Annotated in this window: 15 protein-coding genes; 2 read left to right on the forward strand and 13 right to left on the reverse strand. The window is 47.7% G+C overall.

Translation table 11 applies throughout. The features are described from left to right. Nucleotides 1–12: 12 nt before the first annotated feature. The 11 genes from flgK to NLX67_RS02425 all read right to left on the reverse strand — a co-directional run bounded on the left by flgK (nucleotide 13) and on the right by NLX67_RS02425 (nucleotide 9345). Entirely contained in the window at nucleotides 13–1692 is a 1680-nt protein-coding gene (flgK, locus tag NLX67_RS02375; RefSeq protein WP_254310211.1) for a flagellar hook-associated protein FlgK, read from the reverse strand. Nucleotides 1693–1703: 11 nt separating this feature from the next. Then, nucleotides 1704–2144, reverse strand: a complete 441-nt coding sequence (locus tag NLX67_RS02380; protein WP_254310212.1) for a flagellar protein FlgN — start codon at nucleotides 2142–2144, stop codon at nucleotides 1704–1706. Between the two features lie 13 nt (nucleotides 2145–2157). Beyond that, nucleotides 2158–2595 (reverse strand): YaaR family protein, encoded by a 438-nt coding sequence (locus NLX67_RS02385; protein ID WP_254310213.1) that lies wholly within the window; start codon nucleotides 2593–2595, stop codon nucleotides 2158–2160. Nucleotides 2596–2614: 19 nt separating this feature from the next. Continuing rightward, nucleotides 2615–3427 carry a flagellin N-terminal helical domain-containing protein gene (locus tag NLX67_RS02390; RefSeq protein ID WP_254310214.1) on the reverse strand — a complete coding sequence of 271 codons (813 nt, stop codon included), beginning with the start codon at nucleotides 3425–3427 and terminating at the stop codon, nucleotides 2615–2617. A gap of 3 nt (nucleotides 3428–3430) precedes the next feature. Beyond that, nucleotides 3431–3868 carry a flagellar export chaperone FliS gene (gene fliS, locus NLX67_RS02395; protein ID WP_254310215.1) on the reverse strand — a complete coding sequence of 146 codons (438 nt, stop codon included), beginning with the start codon at nucleotides 3866–3868 and terminating at the stop codon, nucleotides 3431–3433. Nucleotides 3869–3911: 43 nt separating this feature from the next. Then, nucleotides 3912–4196 carry an EscU/YscU/HrcU family type III secretion system export apparatus switch protein gene (locus NLX67_RS02400; protein ID WP_254310216.1) on the reverse strand — a complete coding sequence of 95 codons (285 nt, stop codon included), beginning with the start codon at nucleotides 4194–4196 and terminating at the stop codon, nucleotides 3912–3914. Further along, the gene (locus NLX67_RS02405; protein WP_254310217.1) at nucleotides 4193–6442 is read right to left on the reverse strand and encodes a hypothetical protein; all 2250 of its coding nucleotides are present in this window, start codon (nucleotides 6440–6442) and stop codon (nucleotides 4193–4195) included. The genes NLX67_RS02400 and NLX67_RS02405 overlap by 4 nt, the downstream gene beginning before the upstream one ends. 76 nt (nucleotides 6443–6518) lie before the next feature. Then, nucleotides 6519–6788 (reverse strand): flagellar biosynthesis anti-sigma factor FlgM, encoded by a 270-nt coding sequence (gene flgM / locus NLX67_RS02410; RefSeq protein ID WP_046178133.1) that lies wholly within the window; start codon nucleotides 6786–6788, stop codon nucleotides 6519–6521. A 118-nt stretch (nucleotides 6789–6906) separates the two neighbouring features. Further along, nucleotides 6907–7320 (reverse strand): TIGR03826 family flagellar region protein, encoded by a 414-nt coding sequence (locus tag NLX67_RS02415; RefSeq protein WP_254310218.1) that lies wholly within the window; start codon nucleotides 7318–7320, stop codon nucleotides 6907–6909. A 58-nt stretch (nucleotides 7321–7378) separates the two neighbouring features. Beyond that, a complete protein-coding gene (locus tag NLX67_RS02420) occupies nucleotides 7379–8041 on the reverse strand; it encodes a ComF family protein (protein WP_254310219.1) in 663 nt (220 codons plus the stop codon). Then, nucleotides 8038–9345 carry an ATP-dependent helicase ComFA gene (locus NLX67_RS02425; protein WP_254310220.1) on the reverse strand — a complete coding sequence of 436 codons (1308 nt, stop codon included), beginning with the start codon at nucleotides 9343–9345 and terminating at the stop codon, nucleotides 8038–8040. The genes NLX67_RS02420 and NLX67_RS02425 overlap by 4 nt, the downstream gene beginning before the upstream one ends. A gap of 147 nt (nucleotides 9346–9492) precedes the next feature. On the opposite strand from NLX67_RS02425, the gene NLX67_RS02430 reads away from it, so the two are divergent. Then, entirely contained in the window at nucleotides 9493–11775 is a 2283-nt protein-coding gene (locus tag NLX67_RS02430) for an S-layer homology domain-containing protein (protein WP_254310221.1), read from the forward strand. A gap of 135 nt (nucleotides 11776–11910) precedes the next feature. On the opposite strand, the gene NLX67_RS02435 is transcribed toward NLX67_RS02430, so the two are convergent. Further along, complete coding sequence (locus tag NLX67_RS02435) at nucleotides 11911–12759, reverse strand: DegV family protein (protein WP_254310222.1); 849 nt, start codon at nucleotides 12757–12759, stop codon at nucleotides 11911–11913. A gap of 388 nt (nucleotides 12760–13147) precedes the next feature. Between NLX67_RS02435 and NLX67_RS02440 the strand changes: the two genes are divergently transcribed. After that, nucleotides 13148–13393, forward strand: coding sequence for an EamA family transporter (locus tag NLX67_RS02440; protein ID WP_254310223.1), 246 nt, complete (start codon nucleotides 13148–13150; stop codon nucleotides 13391–13393). A gap of 606 nt (nucleotides 13394–13999) precedes the next feature. Here NLX67_RS02440 and NLX67_RS02445 read toward each other — a convergent pair. Continuing rightward, nucleotides 14000–15259, reverse strand: a complete 1260-nt coding sequence (locus NLX67_RS02445) for a dihydrolipoamide acetyltransferase family protein (RefSeq protein ID WP_309143100.1) — start codon at nucleotides 15257–15259, stop codon at nucleotides 14000–14002. Between the last annotated feature and the right edge of the window lie 4 nt (nucleotides 15260–15263).

Below are 15263 nucleotides of genomic sequence, written 5' to 3' on the forward strand. Positions count from 1 at the left end.
ATTCACTCCTTATTAACGGCCGCCTGTGCCCATACCGTTAATGATTTTATCCAGCATTTCATCGACGATGGTAATCATGCGGGCCGCACCGTTGTATGCGTGCTGATACTTAATTAAGTTTGTCATTTCTTCATCTAGTGAGACAGAAGAAACAGATTCACGATTTGTGACAACCGATGCACGCAGTACTTCTACGTTGCTCTCCATGCGTGAGGCCTGCTGTGAGTCAACGCCAAGACGCCCGATGACCCCTTCATAAAATGAATTCATCGATCCAGTTTTAATTGGCAGGTCTGCTGGAATCGTGTAGTCTGTGCCCGTTCCTAAAAGATCGATCGTGCTGCCTGGCTTCAGCAGCATGGCACCAATACTAGAAAGATTCAATGCGTTGTTTCCGTCTCCAATGTTCACGACCGTTCCATCCGGTCCGACAGCCGAAGCTGCCACTTGTTTCGTCGTAATTCCAGTCAGACTTAAAGAGCTTGCGGCACCTGTGTAAACAGGTTCGCCTGCCGCAGCTGCGTTAGTCAAGAACATATCCTGACCCGGATTTCCTTCTGCATCAAACCCCATTTTATGAATATCATTCACGAGTGTTTTGAATGTGTAAGCAAATTTATCAAGCTCATCAATCATATTCTGGTAAATGCCGACAGTGGCTGCCTCGACTGTGCCGTCACCGTCCGTATCTTTCATTCCTTTATAGCCATAAGCTTCGATTAGCCCTTTGATTTCACCATTTGGAAATACCGGGCTGCCGTTTGCATCAGCAAATGGCACTTCTATTATCGCCCCTGGTGTGTTTGCCCGGTCGTGTTCAATTAAATAAAAGTTATCCACCCGATTGCTACCGACCGGAATAGAGGTATCAACGCTCGTCGAATTAGCGAAACTGAGCAATGAATATGACTCTTTATCAATTACATTTATTTTTGCACCGCTCGAATCCATGATGCTGACTGTATAGATCCCTTCTGCAATAGCAACCGCATTTCCTCCGCTCGGCTCTTTTGCAATGGATACATTCATATACTGTGATAGTTCGTCAACAAGACGATCACGCTCATCATACAAGTCATTTGGCAAATAACCGTTTGGTTCTATTTCACTAATTTGCTGATTCACAGTAAATAATTTTTCAATGACGGAATTCGCTGCGTTCACGGTGATGCCTGCTTGATTGCCGAAATCTTGTTTGACCGAATGCAATGAATCAGACAAGTAATTGAATGTATCAGCTGCCGCTTGAAGGCGTTCGAGTACAACGCCGCGCGCGCCTTCGTTTTCTGAAGCACCCGCTAAATCCTGAAACGATTTCCACAGTTCAGTCATTGTCGCAGCAAGACCTTCATCGGTCGGTTCGTTTATAATGTCTTCCACTTTTGTAAGCGCATCTGCACGTGCGCTCCAGTAACCAAGCTTTGTGTTTTCATTCTGGTACTGGACATCTAAAAATCCATCCCGAATACGCTGAACTGAACCGGCTTCTACCCCTGTCCCCATTTGACCGGGAATATCCGGGCGGTTCAATCCGACAGCCGGATAAGGAGTTGTCGTCTGAAAATTAACACGTTGACGTGAATAACCTGGTGTGTTCGCGTTAGAAATGTTATGACCTGTCGTATAAAGAGCACTTTGCTGCGTAAACATGCCGCGCTTCGCTGTTTCAAGTCCCATAAATGTTGATGTCATGATTTTCTCTCCTATGCTTTCGAATCAAATACCGGCCCGGAAGACGGCTCGTTCTGATCACCCTCAGGCGCGTAATTCCCCGCATCCGGCGGGGCTAACAAATCCAGCTGCAAATGAACGAATTGAAGCGACTGATCCAACAATTCAGCATTTAAGTCATTGACCCTCTTTAATTCCAGCAATACACTCATCAGTCCGTCACGAAGATGCGCCGCATGCTCCTGCTCTTCTTCTGGAAGCTGTGAAAGCTGATCCATGATCGTTCCATCTGACTGAGAGGCGCGCTGTTTTTCTAAAATCGATATCGCGCTGATATGCTTTTGCTCATCGCGGATAATCCGGTTCAATTCGTCCATTTTATTTTGTTTGACCGCTTCTGTTTTGGCGTATGCCAGTCCAAGCAGGCTTTTATGAAGCGCCAGCTGTTTTTCGAGCGTTTCGATGATGAGCATGACGCTCCCCCTTTTACGTGTAAATGTTAATAAGCAAGCCTTGAATTTCGCCGACTTTGCTCAAAATATCAAGCTGTGACTTTTCTTTGTTGATGACGTCATTAGCAAGCTGAGTGAGCCGGCTGTCGACTTCTTTGACGATTTTATATACTTTCGTCCGGCCGCGCCGGTTAAAGCCGCGCTGTTCTTCCAGCTGAAGGCCGCTATTCACTGCTTCTTCCATAAATTCCTTGACCATCTTTTTATATTTGCGCAAGTCGTCAATCGTCCGGTGTTCAGCGAGCTTTTCGCCTTGCGTTTCAATGTCTTTCATCATGCCGGTCATTTTTTCGAGTGCGGCATTTTGGCGCTTACCCGCGATTACATCCGTAAACGCTACGGATGCTTTCGCTGTTTCTTCTTTCCGTTCGGTCCGGGATGCGGAAGCTTTATTTACGCGCTGTATTTCCATGCTGATTCACCCCGTTTGCTTATTGAAGAAGCTGCAGAACACCCTGCGGAAGCTGATTCGCCTGCGCGAGCATCGCCTGCCCCGCCTGGTTCAAAATATTGTTTTTTGTAAAGTGTGTCATCTCTTCCGCCATGTCCAGGTCACGGATGCGGGATTCAGCAGCCGTTAAGTTTTCATTTGCTGTCTGCAAATTCGTAATTGTGTGCTCGAGCCGGTTTTGAGCAGCACCCAGCTTGCTCCGCTGTTCAGATACTTTTGAAATGGCTGCATCAATTGTTGAAATAGCCGATGAAGGGTCAGTTATCATGTCTAAGCTGTCGACACCTAAATCAGAAGCGGCCATTGCCGTGATTTCCAGACTGAGCATTTGATTTGCATTAGCACCGATTTGGAATTCAATGCCGCCAGCCGGTATACTTCCATCTAAAAGTTTCTTTTCGTTAAATTCTGTTTCATTTGCAATGCGATCAATTTCGTCAGTTAACGCATCAATTTCATCTTGAATTGCCTGCTGGTCCTCAGATTCTAACGTACCATTTGATGCTTGAACAGACAACTCGCGCATCCGCTGTAAAATATCATGTGTAGAAGCAAGAGCACCCTCGGCTGTTTGAATAAGCGATATAGCATCGAGTGAATTACGCTCTGCCATATCAAGACCACGGACTTGTGAGCGCATTTTTTCAGAGATGGCAAGACCCGCTGCATCATCTGCCGCACGATTAATGCGAAGACCTGAAGATAGTTTTTCAAGACTTTTGGATGTGGCATTGTTTGTATTATTTAAATTCCGGTAAGCATTTAATGCTTGAATGTTATGGTTGATTCTCATCGATTATTTCCCCGTTTCAAATGTATTTTCCGGTTGTTCTTCGACAAAGATATTTTGTTCATAGGCATTTTGTTTACGGACTGCCGGTTTAGACGGCGCATGTTTTAATGCTTCGTTCCAGGCATCTGCTATCGTTTGAAACAGCTGCTGTGCATCCGCGAGCCGCTGTGCATCTTTATGAATGTTCGCTTGAATGACCATATCAGCGATAAAGTTATAGATGTGGTCGAGCTGGTCGGCGATAATGCCCGCTTCATAGTTCAAACCGGCACCGAGGCGCTCGGTAATATCATTAATTTTCTGCATGGCGCCATTCGCCTCTGCATACTTTCCTTTTTTTAAACATGCTGCTGCTTCTTCAAACTGCTTTAGTCCTGCTTCATATAGGAGAGCCGTAATTTGCTGCGGTGTTTTTTGATAAATCATTTCTTTTGTGATCACATTTGTCACCTCATTTGTATGTATCGGCAAAATTTGCCGGAATTTAATACGTGGATTCCATTTCTTCGATCAAAATAAGCATTTCCGCGATAACGGAATACAGTTGAGGTGGAATCGAATCGCCAAGGTCGATGTCGATCAGCTCCGATAAAAGAGAAGAGTCCTTCTCCATCGGGACGCCGTGCTGGCCGGCGAGCTCCAGAATTTTGGCGGCGAGCGCCCCTTTTCCCTGTGCAACGACAGTCGGCGCGCTTCCTTCTTCGTAGCGGATGACCGCTGCCGACGGACCGTTCAGCTTGCGGCGGTTGATCTGGTTGTAATAGCTCATATCGTGAAATCAAACCCTTTCGAAGACGATGACGTTTTCCCCGTTTTCACTTCTGCCTGTTCTTCTTTTTTAGCGAATGTGCCGAATTGCACCGCACCGACACGGTAGCCGATGTCTGAAAGACGGTCTTTCAACACGACGGTGAGCGGCTCCATTTTTTGTTGGAAGTCTTCTTGGTCATTTTGAACTTTCACAGACAAATTTCGGTCTGCGGATGAAATGGTCATGCCCACGGGGCCGAGTTTTTTCGTTTCAAATAAAAAGTGGATCGAACAGTTTTCCCAGTCGACCTGCTGGCCGGCATCTTTAGAACGGATAAAAACATTGACGTTTTCTGCCTGGCCGCCAAGTAAAAATGGCAAGGACATCATCATCGACTGAAGGCCTGGCTCCGGCTTGCTTAACAGCTGCTGGCCGGCTAAGTTCGCAGCTGCCTGTTCGCCGGAGCCGCCTGACTGCTGGCCCATTGACGCGAGCAGGGCCTGTTTTAACGCATTCGGCACTTCTGCTTTTCCTTTTAATAAAGCATTAGCCTGCTCGTGTTCATAGTTAAAACCGGTCGCACGCACGAGTTCAAATACATTTCTCGCACTCGGTGTCTCGTAAAGACCGGCCATCGCTCCGGCAAGGTTTCGCTGCGGCGTCTCTGCCAGTTCCTGCGTGATCATGTGCATGACGCGTGAGTCGGATGGTTTAAATGTCACTTTGTCGATCAACGCTTTAACGTCCGCAACAATCCGGGCGGCTGCTGGCGTGTCACCTTTAGCAAGCAGCTTGCGTGCATCCGCTAACTGCTGAGACGCCTGCATTAATTGCTTTTCGGTTTTCATATCGGTATACAGCATAAAATCGCCTTTTAAAATGGCGTTGTCGAGTGTCTTGATGGCGGTTTCTACAATAGGTTTTGCCTGCTGCGGCGTTTTGATCAGCAGTTCAGCGGTCTGCAAATTGCGCATAATGTCGCGCTTAAATTGTTTAAAATCAATCGCGGACTGCGACATTTTTTCCGTAATCGTCGTCATGATGACGGTTTTCGAAGCAGGAGGCACGTGGGCGAATAGTTCATCCGGGATCACTGGCGCGCTGTCCGCAACAGGCGGCTGGATAAGCGGTTCGACCGCTTTCATAAGCTCACTGCGCGCCGCCAATTCTTTCCCTGAGGCCATAAAGGCTTCCGCTTTTTCAATCGTGCCCCCGAGTTCTGGCATTGCATCTTTCATAAAAGAGGCAATCCGTTCAAATGATGGTTCTTTTTGAATCATGACCGCTGCTTTTTGCGGCAGTGACGGTTCAGTTTCGTTTGTTTCCGGAATGATAATCCTGGACGCAGGAAGAGAAGCGGTCATTTTCGCCTGTGCCAAGTCTGCCAGCTGTAGTGCTTCGGCGAGCGGCTTGATCGCAACAGCTCTGTCCCCTGTAAACAACGTACGAATCGCCTGGACGATCATTTGAATCGGCTCACCGTTTTGAATTTTTTGGTTTAATTGCTGTAGCAGTGGATTGTTTGGCTGCTGCTTCAGAAGTGTTTGAATCGCCGCTTCTACTTTGCTGATAGCTGTTTTCAACAGCTTTTCCGCGTCTGTTACGGACGTATCCGCTACTACCGCTTGAATCTGTTTGGTCGCTTCTGGACTGATTTGAAAAGGCTTTAATGCGGATTCGACCGCTTTTTGCATCTCAATTTGGGTCATTTTATCTGCCTGCTTTAAAATCGGCTCTAACGCTTTCATTACGTCCTTCACAGCACTTGATGGCATTTGCTGTTTGATAATTGATTCAACTGCTTTGAAAAGATCATTGCTTTTGGTCAATTGCAGCGCTTCTTGAGTACGCCCGAGCTGCAATGCTTTTTCAATCGCAGCGCGTGTATTTTCAGGAAATTCGATGCCCGACTGCGTCAGCCACTCAGCCGCCTGCTTGCCAAAGGGTGTTCCTGTCAAAGCAGCATGTACCGCTTTTAACGATGATTCGGAAGGCATAATGCCTTTATCGGCCAGCGCCTTCACCGTGGCAAGCTTGTCCGCTTCTGTTCCAGGTGTTGTTTCCATAAACGTCTTTACGGCCTGGGTGGCTTCTTTTGTGAGCGTCATTCCTTTTTCCGAGAAAACGGCGAGTTCCAGCGGCTGTTTTTCCGTTTTCGGGGCCGTTCCCGCTATGGATTCAATGGACGCTGCGGCACTTTCTCCTTGTGTAGATGCAGCAGCCGGCTGAATGGGCGTTAGTGTCGCTTGTGGCTGAATTTTCATTAGTCGGGCTCCTTTTCCTGTGTATGTACATAAAGAAAGATCGCCCAAAGAAATCTCGTGGGCGATCCGGTTACGGTTACAGCTTTCCGTAAAAGTCGAGCATGGCTTTAGCGGTTGCGTTTGCATCCGGTTTGTATGTGCCACTCTCGACCTTTTCTTTCAGAAGCGCGATTTTTTCGCGGCGTTCAGCTAGTATTCTTGATGAGTCTTGCATCTCTTTGGCGGCGCTCGAAATTTCGAGCTTGTCGCCGGCTGCCGGGCTGGCGGCTTTGGCCGCGTCCGCTTGTTTCAGCTGCTTCTGATACGGATTGATCCCGTTTAATCCGGGTGTCTGATTTATTTTCATCTCCGTATCCTCGCTTTCTTTTTTATTCCTGTGCTTATTATATCGTCTTTACGGTGAAAATGTTTAATGAGGAATTTTGCATATTTTTTTAGCGCAAAAAACCCGCCAAATGGCGGGTTTAGTCTGAGCGTTTTCCTAAATATGCTCTTTGGTTCTGCTTGCTGCGCTCCCGGGTGAATTCCTGCTGCCGGTCGTGCAGCTTCAAATCTGTTTCAATTTCCTGCAGGCAGCTGCTGCACATTTTTCCTTTTTGAATCACAGTGCCACAGCGATCACACGGGTAACCAAGGTTCGGAAACTGTGCCGGCTGCAGACGGCCTTTTCTCACCCACTTATGAAGCATGCCTTCAGTGGCACCTGTTACTTCTATAATCCGTTCAATTGTCGCCGCGCGGTTTTCCCGTTTCCGTAAAAATGTGTAGGCGGCTTGATAAAGTTCTTCTTCCGACCGAGAACATTTTGGACAGACATCACGAAATGCATTTTGCGCATACAGTGCGCCACACCGTGGACAGTCAACGATTTCATTCATCCCATTCACCTCAAGTCTTTAATCTGTAGTTCTATTCTCATAGCGGAATGTCAAAATGTCAAGAACCGCTTCGCGCAATGGTTATACTTTTAACAGAGACCGCTCCTGCCTGTCCAAGTGCTTCCGCCACGAGCCGAATGGTCGCGCCTGTCGTATATATATCGTCAATAACAAGGATAGATTTACCGGCAGCATTGCCAATCGGATAAAATGTCTGCGCCGCCTCTATTCGTTCGGCACGCGATTTTTTGGATTGCTTGTCCGATTCATGCCGGGCAAGAAGCGGTGTAGACGAGAGTCCCGCCATTTCAATAAGCGCTTCCGACTGGTTAAAGCGCCGTTCAGCGAGGCGTAACGGCGGGAGCGGCACCGCACAAACGAGATCACAAGCCGTTTTCTTGGCAGCCGCCTGAATGTCTTCCGCGAATAGTTCGGCCAATGCGTAATCGCCCCGATATTTAAACCGGGCGATCAGTGCTTTCATGGCGTCGTTGTAATGATACAAAGATTGATTTGAACTAAAAATATTTTTCTCCCACGCAGCACAATCGGGACATATTCCTTTTTGATCCATAGGTCTTGAACATACTTCACATGACGGACCGTCTATTTTTTCAAATTGATTGAGGCAGATGTTGCAAAGAACCGGGGCTTTGGCACCAAAAAAAACACGCCACGACTGGACCGCTGTGTCGTTTTCGCATAGCAGACATTGGCTCACGGATCCAAAAGCCCCCTTTTTTGTCCGAGCGTATTCATTTCATTGATTTGCTTGATCGCCCGCACCATCGCTTCCGTTTTTCCGTAATGAAAAAATACAATGTCACCTGTCGGACAATTGGCGCTGCGCCCGGCCCGACCAGCAATTTGAACGAGCGCACTTTCGGTAAACACTCGGTCTTCCGAACCGACAATTGCGACGTCGACACTTGGAAACGTGACGCCTCGCTCTAAAATCGTTGTTGTGAGCAGAATGGGCACGTCACCCCGGCGCATCGCTTCGACTTTTTCTTTTCGGAGCGGATCGGCCGCATGGACACTTTCAATGCGCGGGTTTATGTTTTTAAAAATCGGCAGCGCTTTATTCATCGCGTCGATATGCGGATAAAAGATAAGCGCTTTTTCTTTTTCTTTGACCCAATTTAAAACAGATGCCGAAACGATTGATTTTTTCCAGTTTCCGCACCAGACCATGTTCGGTACCGGAAGCGGCTTACGATGATAACGGGCTGGGATAAGCGTCGCATCGCGTCTGCCGGATTGGATTTCTGACTGCCACGAAGTTTCTGGGGTGGCGGTTAAATAAATGAGCGACGAATCCGGCTTGCGTGCTTTTTGAACGGCGTATTGAAGAGATTGGTCAAACGTGTACGGAAAAGCATCGACTTCATCAACGATCATGACGTCAAACGCTTCATAAAAGCGGAACAGTTGATGAGTGGTGGAGATGACAAGCGGGCTGTATATGTGGCGGTCCGGGCTGCCTCCGTACAATGCGGCAGGCGGTGTGTCTGGAAACACCTTTTCAAGACGCGGTGCCAGCTCCCGGACAACATCTGCTCTCGGGGCGGCAATGCAGACGCGTTTTCCATCAGACAGTGCCGCCGCGATTCCTTCAAACAGCACTTCCGTTTTGCCGGCACCGGCGACTGCCCAGACAGTATGCTCGCTCTCGTTTTGTATAGCGCGCCATACATTGTCAGAAGCGATTTTTTGTCCGGTTGATAATATACCGGACCAATGCAGCGTTCCAGCTTTTTCCGGATGCTCCGGTTCGGGCCCGGTCCAGCGATAAAGAGTCGTACAAGATGAAATTTTGCCCATTTCAATACAGTTTCGGCAGTATGTGCAGCGTTTGCCGCAGCGGGCGCATGGATGAGAGGAAAAAGTTGACGTATTGCCGCAGCGGTGGCAGTGTGGCAAGTCAGATAAACCGGGGCGGGCCGCAAAAAGATGAAGGTCAGAAATTGTCGGTATTTCTTCATCTGTTAATTCACGTCCGGAAAAAAACGAAAAATTTGTCATAGGTCACGTCCTTTCGCCTTCAGTATACAGCGTCTTATCTAAATATGACAATCATTGTCATATTGTCATCGGAATTTAACATTAGGGCATTTTTTTGATATGGTATACTTTTATTTGTAATATGTGGTTAAAAAGAAAGGGGATTTTATGAGAAAAATTGGAGGAAGCCTGACGGCATTTTTACTCGTATTCACATTCGTGTTTCACGTGTCGGCACAGAGCTTCAGCGATACATCAGGTCATTGGGCAAAGTCAGAAATTGACGAACTCGTGTCAGAAGGTGTCATTGCCGGTTATGATGATGGAACATTTCGTCCTTATACGAATGTAACAAGAGGCCAGTTTTTGGCGTATCTTGTCCGGGCTCTTAAGCTGCCTGACGGCGATACTGCGTTTAAAGACGTTGGCCCGGGCAGCACGCTGTATACTGAAATTGCCGCAGCGAAAAAAGCAGGTATTATTGCAGGTACAACAGATGGCCTTGCGCTTCCAAATGAAGCGATTACGCGGTCAGATGTAGCGGTTATGCTTGATCGGGCTATGCGTCTCGATGGCGGTTACACAGACCGGTCACCTCTTACATTTACAGATGCAAAAGAGATTGGCGGATATGCGTATGCGGCTGTTGAACGAATGACGCATTATGGATTAATTTACGGGACAGCTGAGAATGCATTTTTGCCGTCTAAAGTCGCGACACGCGGCGAATCTGCGGTGTTCATTCACCGGATGATGACAAAGCTTGGATTACTTGGTGAAGACAAGGATCCGATTGAGATTCCGAAGCCGGCAGATAATCAAGAAGTGATGGTTCCAGTAAACGAATCTCAGTATGTAAAAGTCCGAATGAATTCACGCGGTGTACCACTTTCCTATATCCGCAATGAAACCGAGAAACATATTTTGTCCACTGATTATCACTATTACTATCACATGGGCTATGCGTCGAATCCGCTTGGCTCCCTTCGTGTCACGCTTCGCAAGCTTGAAAATGGCGATACGTTCGTATTTACGAAATTCACTCACAATGCGGACAATACATATTCCGCAACAGTTTCATTGCCATTTTCACAGTCTGATAGCTATTCATTAGCCAAATATAGTGATCAAGGGACAGTCGTTCAAGAACATCACGATGTATTTGGTATTGACGAAACAAGTCATCCGATTGGCGTGTTGTCTGTGAAAAAGGGCTCCACTGTGAAAAACGAAGTCATGATGGGTAAAAACTATGTGTCACTTCCAAAGCAGCAAACCTATTCAAACGGAACGGTTTCCCGCCTTCATGTGCTTGACAAAGAGTATGCAGGCTATGATATTGCCCAAGCAGACAATACCGTAACCGCAAGCATGAACATGACGGTGCGCGGCAAAGCTATTTCCGATTCATGGGCACTTGTTTCGGACCAGTCATTATTTAAAAGCGAGTCAACACGAAATGAGTGGTTTAAACGCACGATTGCGGAGTACATTTCCATTAATAACTGGCTGACGGCGGATGGCGCGTATACAAAACTGCCGTGGTCGATTGAGCCGGGCTATAAGATGGGTTATGGCCGCAGTATTAACCGGATGCAGGGCGGTATTTATTTAACCGCGTATCAGCAGCATAACGACCGGTATTTATACGATATCGTATTGAATTCGGTTGCGGATCTGGATGTCTTTTCCGGCGGTGAAGTGACAAAAGGAACACAGCCGCTCTTTTATACAGAATATACGAGCACATGGCTGAAAAACGCCTACAGTACAACAGCACCATATGTCGATACACGTTTAAATGAAAACGCGGCGATGTTTTTGAAAAATACCGGTGAAGCGCTTGGCATTGAGTCATTGAAAGATGACAACTTATCGTATGCCAACTTCCTTGTGAATCAAAAAGCGCTCGGCAACACCATTCCGGTTACGTCTTCAAGCTACGTGATTTCAGATTACTATAAGTCTAGCTCTGCTAAAACACACTCTTCGCTTAACCACGTGCTCGGCGGCATGCGCTTCTTGATCGTCGCGTATGAACAAACGGGCGACGAAAAGTATTTGAAAACGATGCGCGAACTAAAAGCCGGTATTGAAAACTTGTATCCGGAATGGGTTCGTTCAAACGGCGACCTTTGGTATCAGGTGAATCCGGACTTAACATTCGCCGGTGGCGACTATGAGCTTCTGACGCTGTTGGATTTGCTGCTAAACCAGGAATCACTTGAGCGGATCGGCATGCAGCGCAGTGCGATTTTCGATCAAATGATCCGGACGAAAACAACGTATCTCGTCCAAAACAACCGTCCATTCATTAACGAAGTCATTAAAAAGCTGAATGAACAAGGCTTCGGTGACTTAATTAGCGGTACAAGGGCTGCAAGCATAGACCGCATTGATGCAGAAGAAATGCAGATGATTACAGACGTACTTAACTCTATTCCGCAATAAAAAAAGCGTTCCGGTTAACAGCCGGAGCGCTTTTTTATATTGTGACGCCGCTGATTTCGTGACTAACTCTGTTTTTTCGTGACCAATCAGCGCTGTTCGCGGCCAATTGACGTGTTTCGTGACCAACTTTAAAATCTATGAACTTTTTTTCGTCCAGCCCATCGCAAGGGCGCCTTCACCTAAATGCGTCGCAATGACCGGACCGAAGCTTGAGATGCCGAATTCCGCGTTCGGGAACCGTTTTTTTAGCTCTGTCATCCACATGCGCGCTTCGTTTTCCCGGTTGGCGTGGATAATGACAGCCTGAAACTTGTCTCCTTCGTTATATTCTTCTTCAAACAAGTCGCCGATTCGCTTCAGCGCTTTTTTGCTCGTCCGGATTTTTTCAAACGGCACAATTACTTTGTCTTCAAAATGCAATATCGGTTTTACCTGCAGCAAGCTGCCAATCAGTGCCTGTGCCCCGCTTAACCGGCCGCCTCGTTTTAAATGGTTTAAATCGTCCACCATAAAATACGCTTTCGTCCACTTCTTCATTTCTGTCAGCTCGGCCAAAATCTCGCTTGGCATTTTGCCCTGTTTCACCATTTCAACCGCACGAAGGACGTAAAATGCCTGCGGCGTGCAGCTCAGTTCCGTATCAAATGAATAAACGTCAAGTCCCTCAACCATATCGGCCGCCGTCATCGACGATTGATACGTGCCGCTAATACCACTTGATAAATAAATGCCAATCACTGCATCATATTCCTTGGCAATTTGCTCGTACATGTCAACGAAGTGACCGATGACCGGCTGGGACGTCGTAGGCAGCTTGCCCCCCTCATTGATTTTTCCATAAAACTCTTTCATCGTGATGTCAAATTCTTCACGGTACGCATCCTCGCCAAAAATCACGCTGAGCGGGATCATAAAAATATTCAGTTCATCGCGCAGCGCTTTTGGAAGATAAGCTGTGCTGTCGGTCAAAATGGCCGTCTTCATCTGCTTATACCTGCCTTCTCTTTTTCTCATGTTTCTTACATTTTATCTCAATACAGGTTATTTTGCATCTTTTTTCGATAAGATTGAGAAGCAGGAGAGATAAATGCGAAAGCGCCATCGGTTGTTTTAGCCGGTGCTTCCCTATGGGGCATGATCGGCATATTTGTACAGGGACTTTATAAAGAAGGACTTACACCAATCGATGTCGTTGCACTTCGGGTATTGGGTTCAGCGCTCGTTTTATTTCCTTTTTTAGCACTTTGTAAGTGGCACTTGCTCAAAATCCGGCTGCGGGATCTGCCGTTTTTTGCAAGTTTAGGCATTGTCAGCATCGTATTTTTTGATTTATGCTTTTTTACAGTCGCAGCTGTTGGAGTTGGACATCCTTATGAACGCCTCCGGTCTTGTTATGTTGTCGACGATTTTTGCTTACATTTTGTACACAGCAGGTTTGTCAAAAATGGAGTCCAGCCGCGCAGCGATTTTAGCAACAGCGGAGCCGGTTGTATCGCTTTTTATTGGGATGCTCGTGTTTGGAGATGCGTTGACTGTATGGCAAACTGCTGGGGTAATCTGCATTTTAGGTGCCGTTTTATTTACAATTGAACGGCGGCGGCGGATCAACCCAGCTTAAACGGCTGCTTGTGCGACTTTTCAATTTTGTGTGTGATATCTGCTCACCTTGTACGATTTTCTTCCCATTGGTGAGAAAAAGAAACCTCCTGCGAATGCAGGAGGTTAGAGACTGTCGACAAAGTCAACATTCGTTTTTTAAAAATTTCTATTGCCGAAAAAGGCAGGCATCTTTCAGAAAAGCAGGCTCGTTTTTTTACCTGGAGCCGATAGGTGAAACCACCCGGACTTCGCTTTCCGCGGGCAGTGCAGGCGCTTCCTCGGCTGCGCCTGCGGGATCTCCCGACTCACTGTACGTCCCGCAGGAGTCTTCGTCCGTGCGGCTTCACCAAATGTTTTAGAAAAGCAGCGAGAGGAAGCAAGTCCTGTGATAGGCTGCATTTATTGAACACACGCCAGGGACATCTCTGAATACTTTTGCGCCATTGCCGCTGCTGCAAAAGATGGATCTGCCAGAGCCCGCCCCATGGAAAGCGAAGCCGCGTGCCCGCCGCCTTATCGGCTCCCGTCAAAACAGCTCTCATGTGAAGAAACAAAAGGAGATTCCGTTAAAAATTTTATTTGTCTACAGTCTAAAACCTCCTGCGAATGCAGGAGGTAATTGTCGTTATTCGGCAAGCATCCGATACGGCTGCTCAAGCAGCGTTTTCACTGTCTGTAAAAAGGCAGCAGCCGGCGCGCCGTCGATTGCGCGGTGGTCAAATGTCAGGCTGAGCGGCTGGATCATTCGTTTTTGCAGGTCATCCCCAACAAAAACAGCTTCCGGCATCACACGTCCAAGGCCGAGAATACCGATTTCTGGCGGATTGAGCACCGGTGTAAAGTACTCGACTTCGTAGTTTCCGAGGTTCGTAATGGTAAATGTTGATCCTTTTAATGTTTCGGCCTGAACGCGGCCGCTCCGGACATCATCGGCATTCGAGCGAATCCGTTCGGATAAGTCCTTCATCGACCAGCAGCATGCGTCGTTAATGACCGGCACCATTAAGCCTCCGTCAAGCGCCACCGCGATGCCGAGATGAACGCGTTCGTGCAGCGCGAGCCGTCCGTTTTGGAGTGTCGCATTCATCGCCGGATGTTTTTTCAGCGACGCGATCACAGCTTTGGCAACAAAATCGGTCAGTGTCAGCTTCACGCCGCTTTCTTCCAGTGACTCATTCATTTGTTTGCGGATTGTCATTAAATCGGTTACGTCCGCTTTCATCGTAATAGTGAGCTGAGCGGTCGTCTGCAGACTGTCAAGCATGCGCTCCGCAATGACTTTACGCATGCCGGCAAGCGGCTTTCCAACTGCGGAGGAACGAGATGACATCGGCTCCACATCTGCTTCCGGTGCCGGGTTCGCCATAGCAGCCGGCTGTGGTTCATGGTTCATATGCCGTTCCACATCTGACCGGGTAATACGGCCGTTCGGTCCCGTGCCCGGAATCCCCGTCACATCAATGTTATGTCCTTTTGCCAGCTTGCGGGCTGCTGGTGAAATGCGGGTTCTGCCGCCATTTTTCTCTGCTTTTGCAGCGACTGGCTCCAGCGTTTGCTGAATCGACTGCGGCGTTTCTGTCGGCATATCCGGCGCTTCCTGGTGAAGCTCAGCCTGCGGAGCAGCGGTTGCATCCGTTTCTTCTCCTGGGGCACCGACAAACCCGATCGCCTCGCCCACCTTTACGACGTCATCTGAAGAAGCCTGAATTTTTAACAGCACCCCATCTTCCGGTGCTTCGACGTCTTTTTCAATTTTATCGGAGCTGATGACAGCAACAGAATCTCCCTTTTTCACTTCGTCGCCTTCCTGCTTCAGCCATTCGACAACCGTTCCTTCTTCCATCCCCATCCCAAGCTTCGGCATAATCACTTTTACAGCCATCATAACT

The sequence above is a fragment of the Domibacillus sp. A3M-37 genome, assembly GCF_024213455.1.
GTDB classification, from domain to species: Bacteria; Bacillota; Bacilli; order Bacillales; family Domibacillaceae; genus Domibacillus; species Domibacillus tundrae.

What these genes read in the sequence shown, in the direction of transcription:
- flgK (WP_254310211.1), bottom strand. Translation starts at nt 1,692, where the DNA reads ATGACATCAACATTTATGGGACTTGAAACAGCGAAGCGCGGCATGTTT.
- NLX67_RS02380 (WP_254310212.1), bottom strand. Translation starts at nt 2,144, where the DNA reads ATGCTCATCATCGAAACGCTCGAAAAACAGCTGGCGCTTCATAAAAGC.
- NLX67_RS02385 (WP_254310213.1), bottom strand. Translation starts at nt 2,595, where the DNA reads ATGGAAATACAGCGCGTAAATAAAGCTTCCGCATCCCGGACCGAACGG.
- NLX67_RS02390 (WP_254310214.1), bottom strand. Translation starts at nt 3,427, where the DNA reads ATGAGAATCAACCATAACATTCAAGCATTAAATGCTTACCGGAATTTA.
- NLX67_RS02400 (WP_254310216.1), bottom strand. Translation starts at nt 4,196, where the DNA reads ATGAGCTATTACAACCAGATCAACCGCCGCAAGCTGAACGGTCCGTCG.
- NLX67_RS02405 (WP_254310217.1), bottom strand. Translation starts at nt 6,442, where the DNA reads ATGAAAATTCAGCCACAAGCGACACTAACGCCCATTCAGCCGGCTGCT.
- flgM (WP_046178133.1), bottom strand. Translation starts at nt 6,788, where the DNA reads ATGAAAATAAATCAGACACCCGGATTAAACGGGATCAATCCGTATCAG.
- NLX67_RS02415 (WP_254310218.1), bottom strand. Translation starts at nt 7,320, where the DNA reads ATGAATGAAATCGTTGACTGTCCACGGTGTGGCGCACTGTATGCGCAA.
- NLX67_RS02425 (WP_254310220.1), bottom strand. Translation starts at nt 9,345, where the DNA reads ATGACAAATTTTTCGTTTTTTTCCGGACGTGAATTAACAGATGAAGAA.
- NLX67_RS02430 (WP_254310221.1), top strand. Translation starts at nt 9,493, where the DNA reads ATGAGAAAAATTGGAGGAAGCCTGACGGCATTTTTACTCGTATTCACA.
- NLX67_RS02435 (WP_254310222.1), bottom strand. Translation starts at nt 12,759, where the DNA reads ATGAAGACGGCCATTTTGACCGACAGCACAGCTTATCTTCCAAAAGCG.
- NLX67_RS02440 (WP_254310223.1), top strand. Translation starts at nt 13,148, where the DNA reads ATGAACGCCTCCGGTCTTGTTATGTTGTCGACGATTTTTGCTTACATT.
- NLX67_RS02445 (WP_309143100.1), bottom strand. Translation starts at nt 15,259, where the DNA reads ATGATGGCTGTAAAAGTGATTATGCCGAAGCTTGGGATGGGGATGGAA.